The sequence below is a fragment of the Salegentibacter sp. genome (genome assembly GCF_036568425.1).
Taxonomy (GTDB): domain Bacteria; phylum Bacteroidota; class Bacteroidia; order Flavobacteriales; family Flavobacteriaceae; genus Salegentibacter.
In genome coordinates, this window is sequence record NZ_DATCSO010000012.1 from 15,809 (window position 1) to 34,756 (window position 18,948).

Below are 18,948 nucleotides of genomic sequence, written 5' to 3' on the forward strand. Positions count from 1 at the left end.
ATTAGGTAAAATCAACTTTGTTAAGGATAAGCCCGGATGCCGGGGCGATATAATCCATCTGCATATCATAATCAGCTTTAAGGCTATTGCGGATGTCTTCCAGTTTAAATTCTCCACGCCCTACCAAAACAAGTGTACCCATCATCAATCGTACCTGGTGCCTTAAGAATCCCTCACCGCTTATTCGGAAAAGGAAAGTATTTTCAGGAAAAAAACTGGCTGTAATATCGATATTTTCTACAATTTCAGATACCTGCATCTCCCTCTCAAATTTGCTGTTTTCGGAAACTCTTACGCAGTAATTCCTGAAATTATGCTGTCCCCTGAATAAAGCTGCAGCCTGTTTCATTTTTTCAATATCCAGATCTTCCTGGAAATTTGCCATTAAAGGGGCGCAAAAAGGATGGTTTTTATCACCAAAGCTAAACAGGTAAATATATTCTTTATATTTTGGATGCTGAATGATATTGAATTTCGAATCAACTTCAGAAATTGATAAGGCCCGGATATCCTGCGGTAAATTAAGATTGAAAAGTTTTAGGAAATTCTCTAAATCTTCCAAAGGTTTTTCATCCAGAAAAAGTTCGAAGCCGCTATCCATAGCCGAAACCATGGCATCGGTGCGACTGGTACCCAAAATTTTAAATTTTTCCCCGGGTAAAACATATCGAAGGGTTTTGGTAATCAGGTCTTCTACGGTTTTTACATCTGGTTGTTTTTGCCAACCATGTAACCTAAATCCGAGGTATTGTATCTTTATTAAATAATAAAATCGTTTACGTTGCAAATTTTGTTTTCTTTTTTCTTAGCTGTGTAGGTAGTCTAATATTCCCAGCGGCGCTTCTCGTTCATTTTTTCCATTTCATCAATTTCCTCACCTGGGATAACTTTCAAAAAGGATGGATGCTGTTCTATAGCATATTCTATCTTACTTACGATCTCTTCTATGGTCTCGTTCTCATAATCGATTTCCAGAGGAGGTTTAATCACAAAAGACTGAAGAATGCCCCGTTTTTTAATGCGCAATCCTTTTTTATCGAAAGATCTTCTAAACCCATCTATCACAATAGGTATTACGATAGGCTTATAATTCTTGATAATATGTGCAGTCCCTTTCCTGATAGGTTTAAATGGTTTGGTGGTCCCCTGTGGAAAAGTAATCACCCAACCATCTTTCAATGCTTTTCCTATATTTTCGGTATCGTGCGGATTAACCTGTCTTTCTACTTCCTTTCCCTTCTCACGCCAGGTGCGTTCTACACTTATTGAACCAGCATAAGCCATAATCCTTGTCAATAGTCCCGAACGCATAGTTTCTTTGGCCGCAACATAGTAGATATTGAGTTTTGGCTGCCAGATATATCCAATGTTTTTAATGGTATCTACGCGGCCGCTAAGGCTGGCGTTAAAAACATGAAACATCGCGGTGACATCTGCAAAATATGTTTGGTGATTAGAAACAAAAAGTACGTTGGTATCGGGAAGGTCTTTGATAATCTCTGAGCCTTCAATCTTTAACTGGTTAAATCCCTGATATCGTTGATGGGTTAGCACTCCGAAAATTCGGATAAGCCATTTTTTTAAAAACAGGATATGCCCAAAGGGGTTTCTTTTAAACAAGCCCATGTCATGCTGTATTATAAAAATTTCTGGTGCCACTTAAAAGTAAAGCGGAAAACCGGACAAATATAATACAATTCAGTTTTTAGAGCACCTTTTGGAGCAATACCTTTATTTCACTCAACATCATTGCAGTTGCCCCCCAAACTATTTGATCGTTCAACAAAAAAGCAGGTACCTCGATATTTTTTGCATAACTGGTACTTAGAGTTTGATTTACAAAACATTTCTTATCCATGAATTGTGCAAGCTCTACTTCCAGTATTTTTTCTACTTCGGTTTCCTGAGGAACCATTTCCGGTGTATATTCCAGCATTCCCATAAAAGGATGCACCCAAAAATTACTCGGCGGGATATATAGTTTGGTAAGTTCTTTAAGTACTTTTATTTCAGATTGGGGGATCCCCACCTCTTCTTCAGTTTCTCTAAGTGCGGTATGTAAAAGATCACGATCTGAGGTTTCTTGTCTTCCACCGGGAAAACCTATTTGGTTGGAATGCACTCCCTGGTAGGTTTTTCGAAGAATAAGCACAAGCCTGGTATGTCTGTCTTCTCCGGGATAAAAAACGGCCATCACTCCGGCATTTAAAGGATTCCTTTCTTCTATATCCAGAAAGGATAATTCATCGAGTCTGGTGGCAGGTATCAATTTATGATGAGCTTCCTCGCCAGGAAGCGGTAATTTTTTTAATTTTGGGATCCTGTCTTTAAACTCTTGAAAATCCATGATACGAATACTTTCTGTTTTTTCCTTTGCCTTAATTTTGATCTTCAGCAGTTGTGAAGATAAGCAATCTTCCTCGAAAAGTAATATGGAGCCTGCCCAGGATACCCTGGAAAATACACAAACTAAAGTTGATTCTATCAAACTTGCCCTGGAGAAGAAATCTCACAAAAACTTGCCTGAAGAGGAAGGCGTAACGAGCATTGACTTCCCTATTGAACAGGAAGAATTGATTCCAACCCTTATGGAGTACGGGAAACAAAATCCCGAAACCCGCATCAGGATTATCACTAACTTTGGAGATATTGAAGTGAGTCTTTACAAGGATACTCCGCTACACCGGGCTAATTTTATAATGCTAACAAAGGATCACTATTTCGATCACACCTATATTTACCGGGTTGCGCCCAATTTCGTGATCCAGGGTGGTAACTCCGATAATTGGGCTACTTCCCGGCACAGGAGTAAAATAGGTTCTTATCTAATTCCAAATGAATTTGATGCAGGTTACCGGCATGTTCGTGGAGCTTTTTCAGCAGCAAAATACAGCGAGCAAAATGTAAGCAAGGCCTCTTCTCCTTTTGAGTTTTTTATTGTCACTAAATCCGATGGCGCACACCATCTTGACAATGATCATACTGTTTTTGGACGCGTTACCAAAGGGATGGATGTAGCCGATGAAATTTCCAAGGTAAAAACCGGCCAATCTGAATGGCCAATAGATAACATTGAAATAGATGTAGAAATTATTGAATAAACCTAGCGACCGGTATAATAGTTATAATCTGAAATTACCTGTTGCACAAAATCCCTGGGTTTTTGCTGTGGACTAATATCCAACAGCTTTGCTAACTTTTTAGAAAGCATGAGGATAATTTGATTATTTCCGTTTATTAAGGCATTTCTATATAGGTTTTTCACTTCCTGAATATCGATATCTTTGAGCATACTCACCTGAGGATAAAGAGGCTTATAATCTTCAGGAAGCTCCACCCCCAGGCTATTTTCCAAACTAATTTGTTTTTTTTCGCTAATCACGGTTGTTCCAGCAGCGATGTCCCCAAGTCTCTGTCCTTTCCCGTTAAGCAAAATACTAACTACGGCTACCGCCCCACTACTTATGCTTACATCTATTATCCGAAGCAACCAGCGAATTACGAAATTAGAAAATTCAGGGCGGGAGCCATCCATCTTTACAACCCGTAACTGCAGGACTTTCTTACCGGGAGTTTGCCCATTCCAAAGGCTTTCCCAAAGAAGATAATAAAGTAAAAGGGGCACCCCAAGTATAAGATAATAAACGAATTCACCCGCTGAATCCAGGCCGGTTCCTGCAATAATAAAGGAACTAATAATAAGGTAAACTCCTAAAATAAAGCTATCTACGATAAAAGCCAGGATCCGATCTCCAATGCCCGCCACGTTTTGACGAATACTTATATTTTGAGCGGTTTCAATTTGAAAATTATCCATTTAATCTGTTTCTTTGAGTCTTAATTACAAAACTATGCGCGAGGCAGCCTTTGTTAGGCAAAATAAGGATAAATGGTTAAAGTTTGAAAGCCTCCTTGAGAATAAAACTTCGCTCACTCCCGATCAGCTTTCAGCTTTATATATTGAGGTTAGCGACGATTTGAGCTATGCTCAAACCTTCTATCCCAAAAGCAACACCACGGCTTATTTAAACGCAATGGCAGCCACGGCACACCGCGAAATCTACCATAGCCGCAAGGAACCGGGAAGCCGAATAGTTAATTTTTTTACACGGGAGTTTCCCTTAGAATTCTATAAACACCAGAAACAACTCCTGCTTAGCTTTATAATTTTTCTATTATTTGCAGTTGTTGGCGCGTTCTCGGCATCTGGTGATGCCGCTTTTGTAAGATTTATTATGGGGGACGAATATGTGAATATGACCCTGCAGAACATCTCTGAAAACGATCCTATGGCGGTGTATAAAAACATGGCTCAAACCGATATGTTCCTGGGCATCACCATAAATAATATAAGAGTAGCGTTCATGGTGTTTACGCTTGGTATCTTCGCAGGCATAGGGACCGTCTTTGTCATGATGCAAAACGCTATTATGTTGGGTTCTTTTCAGTACTTTTTTTATGACCAGGGGCTCTTGTGGGAATCGGCCAGAACGATTTGGATACATGGTACTATAGAAATTTCCGTAATTATCATTGCCGGATGCGCCGGACTGGTGGTAGGGAAAAGTATGCTATTTCCCGGCACCTACACCAGGCTCGCTTCCTTTACCCGCGGATTAAAAAGCGGACTCAAAATAGTGGTGAGCACAGTGCCCTTTTTTATAATAGCGGGCTTTCTGGAGGGCTTCGTTACCCGAATTACTCAAATGCCAGACTGGCTGGCAATCCTGATTATCTCAGGTTCCCTGGCCCTTATTCTTTTTTACTATATATTTTACCCAACCTATCTTAATTATAAAATAAAAATCAACGATGAACCGCGACCTAATTCAGTTTAAACAACAACGGGAATTGGGGGAAATTATAAGCGTAAGCTTTAAATTCCTCAGAGAAAATTATAAAACCTATTTCAGGTTGTTGGTGAAGGTAGCCGGACCGGCTTTTTTACTGCTCATTGCTGCCTTAAGCTATTATTCCTATACCACCCTTGGTGATCCCCTTAATACAGAAGAATTCTTGTCTGGCGGATTCCTTATTTCGTTTGGAATTCTGGCACTAACCCTACTTTTATACTTTTCGGTGGTCTATGCAACGGTTTTTAATTTGATTAAGTCATATATTGAAAATGAAGGAGAAATTAAGGATCCTGAAGTGGCGGCCTGGGCGAAAGATGACCTAGCAAAAATGTTCGGTCTTAATATCATTTCCTGGATCTTTATCTTCGCCGGAATGATGCTTTTTTTAATTCCGGGAATATATGTTAGTGTTCCTCTTAGCATCGCTATGGCAGCTCTTGTCTTTAAAAACCAAAGCATCTCCGAGAGTATAGCCGAGGGTTTCAAACTGGTTAAAGACAACTGGTGGATGAGTTTTTTAACCCTGGTTTTTATCTGGATAATTATATATGTTATAAGCCTTATCTTTCAGTTACCACTAATAATTTACACTTTCGTAAAGGCTTTTACCAGCGTGAGTGAAGGATCGGCTGCAGATATGAGTGAGATGTTCGACTGGGTATATATCCTTTTTAGTATAATTTCTTCCCTGGTACAGTATATTTTTTATTCTATCATCCCAATTGGAATTGCTTTTCTTTATTTTCACCTAAACGAAAAGAAGAATTTCACCGGTACTTACGAACGAATCGATAAGCTCGGAAATAATTCCTGATGAAAAAACTGCTCCCGGTAATAAGCATTCTTCTTTTTTTCTTCGGAAACGTATTTCCGCAGGAAGATAGTATTGACCGGGCACCCATCAATTTTCAGAAGCCTGAATTTAATAAAAGTCTTCTGCAGGAATGGAAAAATGATAAAGACTTTGCCTACCTGGAGCAGGAAACTTCTACTGGCTGGTGGACGCAATTCAAGGGCTGGATCAACAAAAAATTTCATGCTTTCATAGATTGGCTCTTCGGAAGTTATGAACCCGGAGGCATCCTGGAGCTTTTTATAAGCATTCTACCCTACCTGTTACTATTAATGGTGCTATCCCTGGTAGCATGGCTATTTGTAAAACTAAATCCGGTCTATGCAACAGCTCCATCAGGAAAGGAAAGCCGGGTATTTTTTTCTGAAGAGGAAAAGATCATTAAGTCAAAAGATATCAGCAAACTGATAAAAAAAGCTGTTTCTGAGGGGAATTACAGGCTGGCCATAAGATATCATTACCTGGATACACTTCGAAAAATGGATATGCATGGTATTATCGACTATAGTTTTGACAAGACGAATCAGGATTATTTAGCCGAAATAAAAGTTAAAAAACTACAACATCAATTTAAAAGAATAACCCGTATTTACGAATATAGCTGGTATGGGGAATTCCAGGTTAACCAGGAGAATTTTAGCCTGGCAGAAAGCGCTTTTTCAAAGATTGAAGAAATGATAAAAACCCGAACCTATGCATAGAAGCTGGAAAATAGGATTTGGGATATTCTTCCTGCTGGTGTTGGCGCTAACATTCCTGGAAGCCAATGAACCTGAACCTTTGAATATGAGCCCTAGTTATTCGGGAAAAGACAAGATTCCATTAGGAACTTTTGCCTTCTTCGAAAGCTGGAAAGAAATCCGGGAGATCGAACAAATCAACCAACCTCCTTTTGAATTTCTTGAAAAAGAGGAATCCCCTGAAGGAATTTATTTTTTCCTGAATGATTACCTGGTTTTTGATGATAATGAACTTAACAAGGTCCTGGATTGGGTTAGCCAGGGCAATACAGTATTTGTTTCGGCTGGATATATCGGGAAAAATTTATTGGACACGCTTAATCTTGAAGCCCGTACCGATCTAAGAAATACCGATTTTAAAAGTCGGCCGGGATTAAAAATTAAAAACAGCAGGGAAAATTTCAAACTTAATTTTGACATTGAAGCCCTCATCTTTACCAAAACCGATTCCCTTGAACATAATGTACTGGGAACAACGGTCTTTACAGAGGAGCCATTAGAAAAAAAGCCTAATTTTGTGCAAACCAGCTTCGGTAAAGGAAAAATATTCGTGCATTCCACCCCGGAAGCATTCAGCAACTATTTTCTATTACAGCAGGAAAATTATCAATACGCAGAGATGGTGTTGGCCTATCTGGATCCCAACAAAGTTCTATTATGGGATAATTATTATAAATCCGGGAAAAGTTTTTATAGTTCGCCCTTGTACTACCTTTTGGGCAATAAAGCTTTAAAATGGGCCTATTATTTTGTGCTCCTGGCCACTATATTATACCTTATCTTTCAGGGAAAACGCCGCCAAAGGCCCATTCCTATTATTAAATTTCCAGAGAACAAAACTTACGATTATACCCGAAACATAGGTAATTTGTACCTGGAGCAAGGTCGCTACCGGGAATTGACCTTAAAAAAAATTGATTTATTTTTAGATTATATCCGCAATCAACACAGGCTATCTACTCAGGAACTAAACTCCGAGTTCGAAGAAAAACTTACCGCCAAAAGCGGAAATAGCAAAAATGAAACCAGAGAATTATTCAGTAAAATAAGACAGCTCAGGGCACAGGAAAATATAAGCAAGGAAGAATTTCTTCAATTAACCCGTGCCATTGCCAGCTTTAAAAACCTTAAAAATGGAAAACCAGGACGCCAAGCCTAATAACGAGATTAATTTTGACAGCCGTATTCCCCTTGAAGATTTAAAAGAATCGGTTACCAGTCTTAAATCCCAGCTTTCAAAGATCATTGTGGGTCAGGAAGAATTTGTGGAATTACTTATAGTTGCCCTGCTTACCAACGGCCATGTGCTTATAGAAGGTGTGCCAGGCATTGCCAAGACTTTAACAGCAAAGCTATTTGCCAAAACACTTAACACGGGCTTCAGCAGGATACAATTTACACCAGACCTTATGCCCAGTGATGTATTGGGAACATCGGTATTGAATATGAAAACTTCTGAATTTGAATTTAAACCCGGACCTATCTTTTCAAATATCGTTCTTATAGACGAAATTAATCGGGCCCCGGCAAAAACTCAGGCTGCGCTTTTTGAGGTGATGGAAGAGCGCCAGGTAACTATAGACGGGAAAATGTATGGGATGAAATTACCATTTATGGTTTTGGCTACCCAAAACCCTATAGAACAGGAAGGGACCTATGCCCTGCCCGAAGCTCAATTGGATCGGTTTCTCTTTAAAATAGAAGTAGACTACCCAAGCGCTGAGGAAGAACTCAGCATCCTTAAAGGTCATCAGCAAAGAAAAGGCAAGCTCCCCGAAACCGATATCCAGCCAGTTCTGGAACCGGAACGTCTTCAGGAAATTAAAAACCAGATCCACGAAATAAAAATAGAAGAGAAACTCCTGGAATATATTACCCAAATTGTTGGTAAAACCAGGAATCACCCGCATCTCTACCTGGGAGCCTCTCCCCGCGCCTCAATTGCCATTATGAACGGGGCCAAAGCAATGGCAGCAATAAACGGCCGGGATTTCGTTATTCCGGAAGATATTAGGAAAATGCTCCAACCGGTTATGGCTCACCGCCTCATCTTAAGCCCCGACCGCGAAATGGAAGGCCTGCGACCAAAAGATATAATTGAAATGATAAGCCATTCGGTTGAAATTCCAAGATAGGTGATAAACTTTTTCAAATCCCTGTACTTCACACCACGTTTCTTTCTGCTCCTTTTTGGGATCGCGGTAGCCTTCCTGTTTTCCTATTGGATTTCATCGCTTTATGCCGTCACCTGGATGGCTGTAGTCTTGATATTTTTTCTATTGGTTATAGATATAAGCATTCTGTTTTGGTCTAAAGGAATTACTGCGGAACGGATTTTACCCGGAAAATTCTCGAATTCAGATGAAAATGAGGTTAAGCTCAAGATTCGGAATACCCGGAATTTAAAGCTTAGCTGTGAGGTAATTGATGAACTTCCGGTACAGTTCCAGAAACGTGATTTCTTAATGCACTTCAACCTAAAACCCGGCCAGGAAAAAGAAGGCAGGTATTTTGTGCGACCTGTGGCCCGTGGAGAATACCACTTTGGACGGCTAAATATTTTTACCTCTGCAAACCTGAAGCTGGTAAAAAAACGTGATACCTTCAACAAAAATCAGTTGGTAAAAGTGTATCCATCTTTTATGCAGATGCAACAATTGGATTTTCTGGCAACAGACCAGCGGATCTCACGTCCCGGTTTAAAGAAGATCCGACGTATCGGACATACGATGGAGTTTGAACAGATAAAAGAATACGTAAGGGGCGACGATGTAAGGACCATAAACTGGAAGGCCACTGCTAAACAGGGTAACCTGATGGTGAACCAGTTTCAGGATGAACGTTCTCAACCGGTATATTCAGTAATAGATACCGGCCGGGTTATGAAGATGCCCTTTGATGGCCTTAGCCTGTTGGATTATGCGATTAATTCCAGCCTGGCATTTTCCAACATCGCTCTGAAAAAAAAGGACAAAGTAGGCTTGATTGGTTTTTCTAATAAAATTGAATTTTTACTGAAGGCCAACTCCAGGAAGAACCAGTTAAACCTTATCCAGGAACACTTGTATAATATTGAAACCAATTATTTCGATTCAGATTATAACCTCTTATACTCCCATTTAAAAAGACAACTTCCACAGCGTAGCCTGCTTTTGCTTTACACTAATTTTGAACACATTTCAGGATTAAAGAAGCGTTTAGCCTCCCTAAAAGCCCTGGCAAAAAATCACCTGCTGGTGGTAATCCTTTTTGAAAATACCAGTTTGCATGAGCTTATTGAGGCCAGGCCTGAAGATATCACTATGGCGACACATCAAACAGTAGCCGAAGGATTTGAACAAAATAAAAAACTGATGTTACTGGAACTTCAAAGACATGGGATCCAGGCGGTGCTCACCAAACCCGAAGAACTAAGCATCAATACAATCAACAAATATCTGGAGATTAAAGCAAGAGGATTGTTATAATCTGTCTGAAGGAAAAACAGAATTCTTTCTTTTCTTAATAGAAAAATCTTATACATTTGCACCTACTGAAAATGAATGTCTATGACCATAACGCAATTACATTACGTCCTGGCGGTTGCCGAACATAAAAACTTTACCAGAGCAGCACAGAAGGTCTTTGTTACCCAGCCTACCTTAAGTATGCAGATCCAGAAACTCGAAGAAGAACTGGATGTACAAATATTTGATAGAAGCAAAAAACCGATTCAGCTTACAGAAACCGGAAAGAAGATCGTACATCAGGCCCGTAATATTGTGAATGAAAGTGACCGGATCCAGGATATTGTAGACCAGCAAAAAGGCTATATAGGAGGAATCTTCAGGCTGGGAGTTATCCCAACCATAATGCCCACCTTATTGCCCATGTTCATCAGTAATTTTATAAAAAAATATCCAAAGGTTAAATTAAAAATAGAAGAGTTAAGCACGCAGTCAATTATAGAACGGTTAAGCGAAGGACATCTGGATGCTGCAATTGCTGCAACTCCTTTGGAACAAAACGGAATTAAAGAAAATGTGCTCTACTATGAGCCATTTGTGGGATACATCCCTCCATCCCATAGATTGCATAAAAAAACAAAGATCGAGGTTGAAGATCTTGATATAGACGATATACTTTTATTGGAAGACGGGCATTGCTTTAAAGACGGAATCCTAAACCTTTGTAAGGCCACCCGGAATTATGATGAAGATCACTTTCAATTAGAAAGCGGGAGTTTTGAAACCCTTATCAAACTCTCTAATGAGGGATTGGGAATGACGCTCCTGCCCTATTTACACACCCTTGAAATTAAAGATTCTGAAAAGGGAAATTTAAGAATGTTCCATGATCCCATACCGGCAAGGGAAGTTAGTCTTATTTATAATCGTAGCGAACTTAAAATACAGATCATTGAAGCTCTTCGAACCACTATCGCAGGTGTGGTAAAAGGTGCAATTGCATTTCAGAATGTAGAAATCATAAGTCCGTTAAATTCCAGCAAAAAGGAAGTCCAGCTGTAAATTTTCATCTGGAAACCCCTGCATAAAAAATGGCTGTATGAAAAAAGATTTTTTTCATACAGCCATTTTTTATTTTATAGATCGGTAATTCTAATACTCAACTGCAGACCAGGTCCCCTGGTGATTAGGATAATCGAAAACCCCACTCATATCCTCGATTTCCAGAGTACCGGTATAAGTGACATTGCCAGGATCAGAGCTATCAAAATCATAAATAAGATTATTACCATTTAAAACCCAGGTACCATTGGTAAGATAAGTTCCGGGAGAGGAAGGCTCATCATAAACCGCAGTTCCATCTGTATTAAAAACCACATCCCCATGCCAGGAGGTATTTTGATCGTAAACTACATGAAAATCCCAGGTAGTCCCGCCTAAAGAATTTGTAGTGAAAGATTCTTCGCTACTGTAGGCTGTACCTTCTGCATTTGTAGCGTAAGTTTTAAAGTAGTAAGTAGTATTGGCATCCAAACCTTCGATTAAACTTGTAAAACTTGCAGTTGATTCTGTGGTAAAATCATCATTTAAACCTGGATTAGGACTGGTGCTCCAAACGGTACCACGGGCAGTAACAGGGTCTCCCCCATCATCATCAACAGTCCCACTAATTTCAATAGTAGTATAGGTTTTTTCAACATTGGAACTGGTTGTCTCCAGACTTACGCTAGGTACTGTAGCCGCCAGGATTGTAGGATTTTCATCTGTTGAACAACTTGCAAGAAACAAGCTTAGGTAAAATACGCAAAAGATTTTAAAAATAATTTTCATAGTGATTGGTTAAGTTTCTCCTACTTCAGAATTGATTTGGCTTTTCGGAATATTCCCAAAAATTTAACTACCTGAATTAAACTCAGTATTTAGCAGTAATCTTAACGATAAAAGGTAGGGAATACCGGAACTATGCTTAAATCCAGTTAGAAGCATGTAAGGTACAAAAAAAATAAAAGATTTGTTAAATATTTAAGAAAAACACCGGAATATATAACTTATAAATAAAGTTATTATAATTAAAAAATAAAATAAGTGAGATTTATTAATTATAAATTAAGCACTAAATTTTGTAAGGCAATCCATTCCCAAACTTAATTCCAAAGACTCAACTATAAAAGAAAAAGCGGCTTTCGAGCCGCTTTTTCTTTTATGGATTTAAATAGATTAAACATTGATTCAGTTCCGGGTTTTTGCGGGTTAAGGCTTCAATCCAGATTCTAAGTTCCTCAATCTCATGAGGTAAAAGGCGCTGCAAAGCTTTTCTTACTTCTTTGCAAAATAACACCGGGTCAAAACTAACTTTGTCAAGTACAGTTTTGGTGTATTCAAACATCGCTCTCGCCATAATTTGAACTGTTTAAGTTATTAGATAGGTTAATTAAAGCGTAGAAATTTGCTATAAGCGGTGGATTTTAAACTGCCTAAAGATAAGGAATATTTTTGAATTGTTTAAGTATTTTATTTCATTTAACACCTAAAAACGTCTATCTCCTCCAAGGACATCCCCCAGTCCGCCCAGGATGCTACCTTCGCCTTTATCTTTTCCTCCTGCCTGAGGTGCCGCTTGCAAAACTCTGTTAGCCAGTCGTGAAAATGGGAGGCTTTGTATATAAACTGTTCCCGGTCCGGTTAAGCTGGCAAAGAATAAACCTTCCCCACCGAAAATGGTATTTTTTATGCCTCCTACGAATTCCACATCATATTGAATCGTCTGGGTAAAACCAATAATACATCCCGTGTCTACTTTGAGTTTTTCTCCGGCGCGTAACTCTTTCCTGGTCATGGTACCACCGGCATGTACAAAAGCCATCCCATCGCCTTCAATTTTCTGCATAATAAATCCTTCCCCACCAAAAAATCCACGTCCAAGCTTCCTGCTAAATTCTATTCCGATAGAAACTCCCTTGGCGGCACATAGAAAAGCATCTTTCTGGCAGATAAATTTACCTTCATATCGGGTAAGGTCTATAGGTATGATTTTTCCCGGATAGGGTGAAGCAAAGCTCACTTTCTTCTTCCCCATGCCCTCGTTGGTGAAGATCGTCATGAACAGACTTTCACCGGTAAGCAGGCGTTTTCCGGCACCAAGTACTTTTCCGAGGAAGCCCTCATTTTGTTTTGAGCCATCTCCAAAAATTGTATTCATTTGAATTTCCTGATCCATCATCATAAAATTCCCGGCCTCAGCAATAACAGCTTCCTGTGGGTCAAGCTCCAGTTCTACGAACTGCATTTCCTCCCCATATATCTGGTAATCTATTTCATGTGCATTCATTTTAATTCTTTTTGGTTGATATAAAAATCTAACTTTTAAGCTTCACTGTCCATTCAAAATCGAATTCTGAAACCACCTCTCCAGTTTCGTCCAGACCGGTAGATTTCATCCAGAAAGTTTTTCCTTGCCCATTAGCGATTGTGCTTTCTATAGCCTGGTTTACCAAATGACCGTCTACGCAAGTGAAAATTATTTTCCCCTTAGCCTTCTTTGTAAAGACTGCTTTATTTTGAGCGACCAACATAGATACCTTTTTATTACTGGCTTTTATTTGTTGCATAACCAGGGCACCGGTGCTTAGCTCTGCTGCCATGGCCTGTACCGCAAAGTACATAGACTTAAAAGGGTTCTGGTTTATCCAACTATGCTTTACCCCAACCTTACAGGAATCGGCATCTATATGTTTAACCCGTACTCCTGTTATCCAGGCGCTTGGAAGATTAGTGAGTAAATAAGCATTGAGTTTCCCGGGTGTAAAAGACATATCATTTTATTTTCTCCCTAAATTATTCAATTAAACATTATACCGCCAGCAGTCTTTTCTTAATTAAAAGTTAAATTTAGGTACTATGTGTTGCATAATACCTTCTTTTAACCATATATTTGTATTATAAATTAATAGGTTATGAACTCAGCAATCAAAAAAGAAGACCGAACCCTGGCAAGTCTGTTACATCTATCGGCTTTTACCAAGTATTTTATTCCGTTAGGGAATTTCATCTTTCCTCTTGTATTATGGTTAATACGGAGAGAAAATAAATTTATAGACCATCACGGGAAACAAGCGCTTAATTTTCAGATCAGCATCTTCCTTTACTTTATAGTATTAATTATGGGAGGAATTGCAGGAATGGTATTCACTGGAATTCAATTAAGTTTGAAGAGCACACACTTTCCTTTTAAAGACGATCCTAATCTGGGAGAACTTGCCCAGCTGTTTCCTTTCGGGTTAATCCTGGGGGGTGTACTCACGCTACTTCTGGGGCTTTTTATCCTCGAGATTTTTGCGGTGGTGCAAGCCGCCATCAAGGCCAGTGAAGGTAAGACTTACAAATACCCGCTCAGTATTAATTTTTTAGGAGCAAATAATAATCATTCATCAAACCATCAATCAGAAAATGAACAGTTTAACAACACTCAAAACTAAAGGCTATGAAGATTGAAAACACCAAAGCGCAAATGCGCAAAGGGGTTCTGGAATACTGCATTCTCTCTGTCCTGAAAGACGAAGATGCTTATGTAGCCGAAATCCTGGACACCCTTAAAAACGCAAAACTGCTGGTAGTAGAAGGTACCATTTACCCACTGCTTACCAGATTAAAGAACGCTGGCCTTCTCACCTACCGTTGGGAAGAATCCAGTAGTGGACCACCACGCAAGTACTACGGACTCACAGAAACAGGGAAGCTTTTTCTAAAGGAGCTAACCACCACCTGGGACGAATTACAAACCGCAGTAAGTATTGTAACCAATCAAAAAAACAAGAATCATGAATAAGACCGTAAATATAAATCTGGCAGGTATTTTCTTTCATATTGATGAAAACGCCTATGCAAAGCTTCAGCACTATCTGGATGCCATAAGACGATCTTTTACTACTACCCAGGGCAGTGAAGAAATCATTGCCGATATAGAGGCCCGAATAGCCGAGCTTTTCAACGAAAAGATCCAAAACGATCGTCAGGTAATCAGCGTGAAAGAAGTTGAAGAAGTTATCGCCATCATGGGGCAACCCGAAGACTATATGGTGGACGAAGAAATCTTTGAAGACGAACCTTCCACAAGGACCACTACAGGTTCTAAAGGAAAGCAACTTTTCAGGGATACCGAACACTCTTATGTAGGAGGGGTTTCTTCGGGTCTTGGACATTACCTTAACATAGAACCCATCTGGATCAGATTGCTGTGGATACTGCTTACAATTTTTTCCAGTGGAGCTTTTGTCCTTATCTATTTAGCGCTGTGGATTTTTGTTCCTGAAGCAAAAACCACAGCCGATAAACTCGCCATGCGCGGGGAAGAGGTTACCATAAGCAACATTGAAAAAAAAATTCGTGAGGGTTTCGATAATGTTACCGGAAAGGTGAAGGATATAGACTACGATAAATACGGAAACAAGGCCAGAGAAGGCGCCGGATCGGCAGCAACTGCCCTTGGGGACGTGTTAAGATTCCTAGTTAATGTATTCGTGAAACTTGTAGGTGTATTGATACTACTGGTTGCAGGGGCCACCCTAATAGCTCTTTTTATAGGATTGTTTACCGTGGGCACTTTTGGATTATTTGATGCGCCCTGGAGTGACTATGTTGAAATGGTTACCAGTGGTGCCCCGCTGTGGGTACTTTCCTTACTAAGCTTTCTGGCAGTAGGAATTCCGTTTTTCTTCCTTTTCACCCTTGGACTTAAAATTCTGGTAAAAAGGTTGAAACCGATTGGCACCATGGCAAAACTGGTCTTATTAGGCTTATGGCTATTAGCCATTTTAGGACTGATCACCTTTGGAATACAACAAGCTGCAGACCGTGCTTATGAAGGCGAACAGGTAAATTCCAAAACCCTGGCTATCACCGCACAAGACACTTTATACCTTAGAATGAGAAATAACCCTGATTATTCGCCTTATATCCATAGAGATAGCGATTTCAAAATAAAGTATGACCAAAATGATAATAAGGTACTTTATAGTTCCGATGTAAGATTAACTATTAAATCCACAAGGGATTCTGTAGCCAGGTTAGAGATAATCAGATCTGCGGAAGGTAAAGATTATAATGACTCCCGTGAATATGCCGAAAATATTGACTACGGTACAAGTTTTTCCGGCAATGAATTGCTGCTGGATGCTTATTTCACAACGCCTTCAGAAAATGATTACCGGGATCAGGAAGTGAGATTAACTCTTTTCCTGCCTGAAGGAAGCAGGTTATTTGCCGATGAGAATATCTCTTCTTTCCATTGGAATGATATCCTTAACCGCGGGGAAGAAGGTCATTATGTAGAAATAACCGAAGATGGAAGCATTTGTCTGGATTGCCCAACGCCTGAATTTGATGATACCATGGAAGCTTTTCCGGAGGATAGTAACGAAACCCAAATGGAAAGCAGCGATGAATGGGACGAGGCCGACGACTTTAATGCCCGAATGGAACAGGACAGCAGCCAGGCCAAAACTTCCAGGTTTAAAAAAACCATAAAAATTGGTGACGGCAGGATAACTATCTCATAATAATTAAAAACAGGAACGATGACTACCTTGATAAATATATTAATCAATATGCTGTTGGCCGCACTTGGTTTTCAGCAGGAAGTAGCAACAGATCCGCCCCTACACGATCGAACGGAGGTCTCTGCAGAATGCGAGACTCCACCAACCGACTCAAATGTTTACAAATGTTAAGATAGCCTCCCAAGCGGGAGGCTTTTTTTATATTTGTTAGAATTCAATCTGATATAATGAAAAAACTACTCTTATTATTTCTTGTTCTGGGCAGCCTGTATTCCTGTGGATCTCAAAAAGTAAAAGGCAGCCGAAATGTTACCACCGAAAGAACTAATTTAAAAGATTTCACTTCCGTGGAAATTCAGGGAGATTTTGAAGTGGGGCTTAAAAAAGGAAATCGCGCTCATATGGAAGTAGAGGCCGATGATAACCTGCACAGCCTTATCCAGACAGATATCGTAGATAACACCCTGTTTATAAAAAGCCGTAAACCGGTAAAAAGCAGTAAGTCCTTCGAAATCATACTCAGCTTTCCGGAAGGCTTAGATCGAATTCTAATCACTGATAATGTTGAGTTATATTCTGAAGAAGACCTGTATTTGCAGGATGTAGAAGTGCATATTAACGGAAAAGCCAAAGCCTTTCTCACTTTAACGGCAAGAGATTTTAATCTTTATAAAAATGACAAAAGTAAAACTGAATTAAACCTTACCGCGAGTAACACCTATTTTCAGCTTAATAATTCCAGCGACCTGGAAGCCCTGGTCTATTCGCCAATCTTTAAGGCAGATCTATATGAAAAAGCGAGCGCTAAAATAGAAGGGGAAACCGGGGAATTTGAACTCCGTAGCGAGCATTCTACCAATTTTAAAGGCAGTAAGCTCACCGCAGAGAATGCTGTGGTTACCGCCGAGGGTCGCTCAAAAAATGAAGTCCAGGTAACCGGTAAGCTGAAACTCACTGCTAAAGACCGCAGCCAGGTCAAGGTTTACGGTGACCCCGCGATCGAGCTCGTGGAATTTACCGAGAAAGCAGAGCTGAAGAAGAAAGAACATTAAGCCTTGATTTTCTTTAAGAAAGCTTAAAATTGCTCCGGCGCCCTTGCTATTTTCTTACATTTATCCTGAAAACTAAAACCTTAATACTATGAAACATCTGTTTAAAACCGGGCTTTTATTTATGGCCCTTACGCTTTCCCTGGTTTCCTGCCGGGAACAGGAAGAAGAAAAATCAGAGATGGAAGAACTCATGGAAGAAGAAGATGCCAAGGTGAAAGTGAAAGATGAAAAGATAAAAGTAAAGACCGACGACAAGAAAATCAAGATCAAAACCGATGATGACGGTGAAGTAAAGAAAAAGGTCAAGATCGACAATTAAATCAAGCTATAGACACCGCTCTATAGGTGTTAAGAGGAAAACAGGGACCTAAAGGTTTTTGCTTTCCTCTTTTTTTTTGCCTAAACCTCACTTCCCCAACCTGATAAAGCCCTCCATTAACACCTTTACACAATTCTTAATATTTTCTAAAAATTTTATTAAATTAGCAGCACCCTACCTAATTAAGATCAATACCTAGAGTTTCAAAAACCAAAATCCCGGAAGAATAGCTTTATTCCTTATTGTAATGGGATTGGTGAGGGAAATATAGAGGATATAACACGTTCTAAGCAATTTTAAATAAAGACCAATCTTGAAAAAAATTTACTTGATTTTATTACTGGTTTCGTTCCAATCATTTTCTCAAAATAATGGATGGTTTGGTTACCAATTAGATTCTTTCGCCAAATTCAAATTACCAGTTAAGAATGCCAGTTTATTTGATTCGATAGATAGCGGAGTAGAAATTTACGAATTATCCGCAAAATTAAACGGAGTTCATTATGTTGGTAGCAAGTCAGTAATAGAACAATCTATTTTGCCTTCCGATCCAAAAGAGCTTTACGAGCTTTACGACAATGCAGTTTCTCAAGTAAAGAAAAGTTTTCCGAATAGTGAGGAAACAAAATCTGACATTACCAAAAGCGGATATCAAGGCCGAAAGTATACTTTAAAAGATGAAAATAATTTTCCAGTATATTCAGCAGAGCTTTATCTTTTGGAGAATAATTTATATATGTTTTATTATATAAATGATGCCAAAGAAGAAACTGTAGACTCGGATTATTTTTTTCGATCAATCTTCTTATCTGAGGATAGGAATATTGAGCAATTCAAAGGAAGTTCCGATTTTTTCAAAATGATGAATCTTTTTAAAATTGAGCTTCTCGTGGTTTTAGGAATATTCGGACTAATAATCACATTAATAATCAAGAATCGGAAAAAAACTGCTTAGAACAATGTATAAAAACAATGCTTAAATCAGTCTCAAATCGAAACTTATTGCTCGCTAGCTTAGCGGATTGTCCTGCGGACAATCACGCTCGCCAGCTCGCACAGTTTTTATACGAGACGTTGGCCACAAGCTCTTGAACGAAATTCAAATAATAATAAAATGATCGATTCTTT

Annotated in this window: 23 protein-coding genes; 15 read left to right on the plus strand and 8 right to left on the minus strand. The window is 39.3% G+C overall.

Features of this window, described 5'->3' with window-relative positions:
- Position 1: 1 nt before the first annotated feature.
- The 3 genes from truA to VIM94_RS01560 all read right to left on the minus strand — a co-directional run bounded on the left by truA (position 2) and on the right by VIM94_RS01560 (position 2,347).
- The gene (truA, locus tag VIM94_RS01550; protein WP_332037531.1) at positions 2-787 is read right to left on the minus strand and encodes a tRNA pseudouridine(38-40) synthase TruA; all 786 of its coding nucleotides are present in this window, start codon (positions 785-787) and stop codon (positions 2-4) included.
- 35 nt (positions 788-822) lie between these two features.
- The gene (locus VIM94_RS01555; protein ID WP_332037532.1) at positions 823-1,626 is read right to left on the minus strand and encodes a lysophospholipid acyltransferase family protein; all 804 of its coding nucleotides are present in this window, start codon (positions 1,624-1,626) and stop codon (positions 823-825) included.
- A gap of 79 nt (positions 1,627-1,705) precedes the next feature.
- Positions 1,706-2,347, minus strand: a complete 642-nt coding sequence (locus tag VIM94_RS01560; RefSeq protein WP_332037533.1) for a CoA pyrophosphatase — start codon at positions 2,345-2,347, stop codon at positions 1,706-1,708.
- Between VIM94_RS01560 and VIM94_RS01565 the strand changes: the two genes are divergently transcribed.
- Positions 2,346-3,101 (plus strand): peptidylprolyl isomerase, encoded by a 756-nt coding sequence (locus VIM94_RS01565; protein WP_332037534.1) that lies wholly within the window; start codon positions 2,346-2,348, stop codon positions 3,099-3,101. The two genes, VIM94_RS01560 and VIM94_RS01565, sit on opposite strands and share 2 nt — an antisense overlap.
- A 2-nt stretch (positions 3,102-3,103) precedes the next feature.
- Here VIM94_RS01565 and VIM94_RS01570 read toward each other — a convergent pair whose 3' ends face one another.
- Positions 3,104-3,817 carry an RDD family protein gene (locus VIM94_RS01570; RefSeq protein ID WP_332037535.1) on the minus strand — a complete coding sequence of 238 codons (714 nt, stop codon included), beginning with the start codon at positions 3,815-3,817 and terminating at the stop codon, positions 3,104-3,106.
- Between the two features lie 34 nt (positions 3,818-3,851).
- Between VIM94_RS01570 and VIM94_RS01575 the strand changes: the two genes are divergently transcribed.
- The 7 genes from VIM94_RS01575 to VIM94_RS01605 all read left to right on the plus strand — a co-directional run bounded on the left by VIM94_RS01575 (position 3,852) and on the right by VIM94_RS01605 (position 10,957).
- Positions 3,852-4,838 (plus strand): stage II sporulation protein M, encoded by a 987-nt coding sequence (locus VIM94_RS01575; protein WP_332037536.1) that lies wholly within the window; start codon positions 3,852-3,854, stop codon positions 4,836-4,838.
- Entirely contained in the window at positions 4,813-5,670 is an 858-nt protein-coding gene (locus tag VIM94_RS01580; protein ID WP_332037537.1) for a hypothetical protein, read from the plus strand. Before VIM94_RS01575 ends, VIM94_RS01580 begins: the two co-directional genes overlap by 26 nt.
- Positions 5,670-6,410, plus strand: a complete 741-nt coding sequence (locus tag VIM94_RS01585; RefSeq protein WP_332037538.1) for a DUF4129 domain-containing protein — start codon at positions 5,670-5,672, stop codon at positions 6,408-6,410. Before VIM94_RS01580 ends, VIM94_RS01585 begins: the two co-directional genes overlap by 1 nt.
- Positions 6,403-7,608 (plus strand): DUF4350 domain-containing protein, encoded by a 1,206-nt coding sequence (locus VIM94_RS01590; protein WP_332037539.1) that lies wholly within the window; start codon positions 6,403-6,405, stop codon positions 7,606-7,608. Before VIM94_RS01585 ends, VIM94_RS01590 begins: the two co-directional genes overlap by 8 nt.
- Entirely contained in the window at positions 7,583-8,584 is a 1,002-nt protein-coding gene (locus VIM94_RS01595; protein WP_332037540.1) for a MoxR family ATPase, read from the plus strand. The genes VIM94_RS01590 and VIM94_RS01595 overlap by 26 nt, the downstream gene beginning before the upstream one ends.
- A 3-nt stretch (positions 8,585-8,587) precedes the next feature.
- Positions 8,588-9,916, plus strand: a complete 1,329-nt coding sequence (locus VIM94_RS01600; protein ID WP_414707141.1) for a DUF58 domain-containing protein — start codon at positions 8,588-8,590, stop codon at positions 9,914-9,916.
- Between the two features lie 81 nt (positions 9,917-9,997).
- Positions 9,998-10,957 (plus strand): LysR family transcriptional regulator, encoded by a 960-nt coding sequence (locus VIM94_RS01605; protein WP_332037542.1) that lies wholly within the window; start codon positions 9,998-10,000, stop codon positions 10,955-10,957.
- Between the two features lie 90 nt (positions 10,958-11,047).
- Here VIM94_RS01605 and VIM94_RS01610 read toward each other — a convergent pair whose 3' ends face one another.
- The 4 genes from VIM94_RS01610 to VIM94_RS01625 all read right to left on the minus strand — a co-directional run bounded on the left by VIM94_RS01610 (position 11,048) and on the right by VIM94_RS01625 (position 13,707).
- On the minus strand, positions 11,048-11,725 hold the full coding sequence (locus VIM94_RS01610) for a hypothetical protein (RefSeq protein WP_332037543.1): 678 nt from the start codon (positions 11,723-11,725) through the stop codon (positions 11,048-11,050).
- A 370-nt stretch (positions 11,726-12,095) separates the two neighbouring features.
- A complete protein-coding gene (locus tag VIM94_RS01615) occupies positions 12,096-12,293 on the minus strand; it encodes a hypothetical protein (protein ID WP_332037544.1) in 198 nt (65 codons plus the stop codon).
- A 129-nt stretch (positions 12,294-12,422) separates the two neighbouring features.
- A complete protein-coding gene (locus VIM94_RS01620; RefSeq protein ID WP_332037545.1) occupies positions 12,423-13,223 on the minus strand; it encodes a TIGR00266 family protein in 801 nt (266 codons plus the stop codon).
- Positions 13,224-13,251: 28 nt separating this feature from the next.
- Positions 13,252-13,707 (minus strand): DUF4442 domain-containing protein, encoded by a 456-nt coding sequence (locus VIM94_RS01625; RefSeq protein ID WP_332037546.1) that lies wholly within the window; start codon positions 13,705-13,707, stop codon positions 13,252-13,254.
- A gap of 141 nt (positions 13,708-13,848) precedes the next feature.
- On the opposite strand from VIM94_RS01625, the gene VIM94_RS01630 reads away from it, so the two are divergent.
- From VIM94_RS01630 to VIM94_RS01660, 7 genes are all read left to right on the plus strand, one after another.
- A complete protein-coding gene (locus VIM94_RS01630) occupies positions 13,849-14,370 on the plus strand; it encodes a DUF4870 domain-containing protein (protein WP_332037547.1) in 522 nt (173 codons plus the stop codon).
- 5 nt (positions 14,371-14,375) lie between these two features.
- Positions 14,376-14,720 (plus strand): PadR family transcriptional regulator, encoded by a 345-nt coding sequence (locus tag VIM94_RS01635; RefSeq protein ID WP_332037548.1) that lies wholly within the window; start codon positions 14,376-14,378, stop codon positions 14,718-14,720.
- Positions 14,713-16,449 carry a PspC domain-containing protein gene (locus VIM94_RS01640; protein WP_332037549.1) on the plus strand — a complete coding sequence of 579 codons (1,737 nt, stop codon included), beginning with the start codon at positions 14,713-14,715 and terminating at the stop codon, positions 16,447-16,449. Before VIM94_RS01635 ends, VIM94_RS01640 begins: the two co-directional genes overlap by 8 nt.
- Positions 16,450-16,467: 18 nt before the next feature.
- Entirely contained in the window at positions 16,468-16,620 is a 153-nt protein-coding gene (locus VIM94_RS01645; RefSeq protein ID WP_332037550.1) for a hypothetical protein, read from the plus strand.
- A 56-nt stretch (positions 16,621-16,676) separates the two neighbouring features.
- Positions 16,677-17,501 carry a GIN domain-containing protein gene (locus VIM94_RS01650; protein WP_332037551.1) on the plus strand — a complete coding sequence of 275 codons (825 nt, stop codon included), beginning with the start codon at positions 16,677-16,679 and terminating at the stop codon, positions 17,499-17,501.
- Positions 17,502-17,589: 88 nt separating this feature from the next.
- On the plus strand, positions 17,590-17,820 hold the full coding sequence (locus tag VIM94_RS01655) for a hypothetical protein (RefSeq protein WP_332037552.1): 231 nt from the start codon (positions 17,590-17,592) through the stop codon (positions 17,818-17,820).
- Between the two features lie 313 nt (positions 17,821-18,133).
- Positions 18,134-18,775, plus strand: coding sequence for a hypothetical protein (locus VIM94_RS01660; protein WP_332037553.1), 642 nt, complete (start codon positions 18,134-18,136; stop codon positions 18,773-18,775).
- Positions 18,776-18,948: the final 173 nt, after the last annotated feature.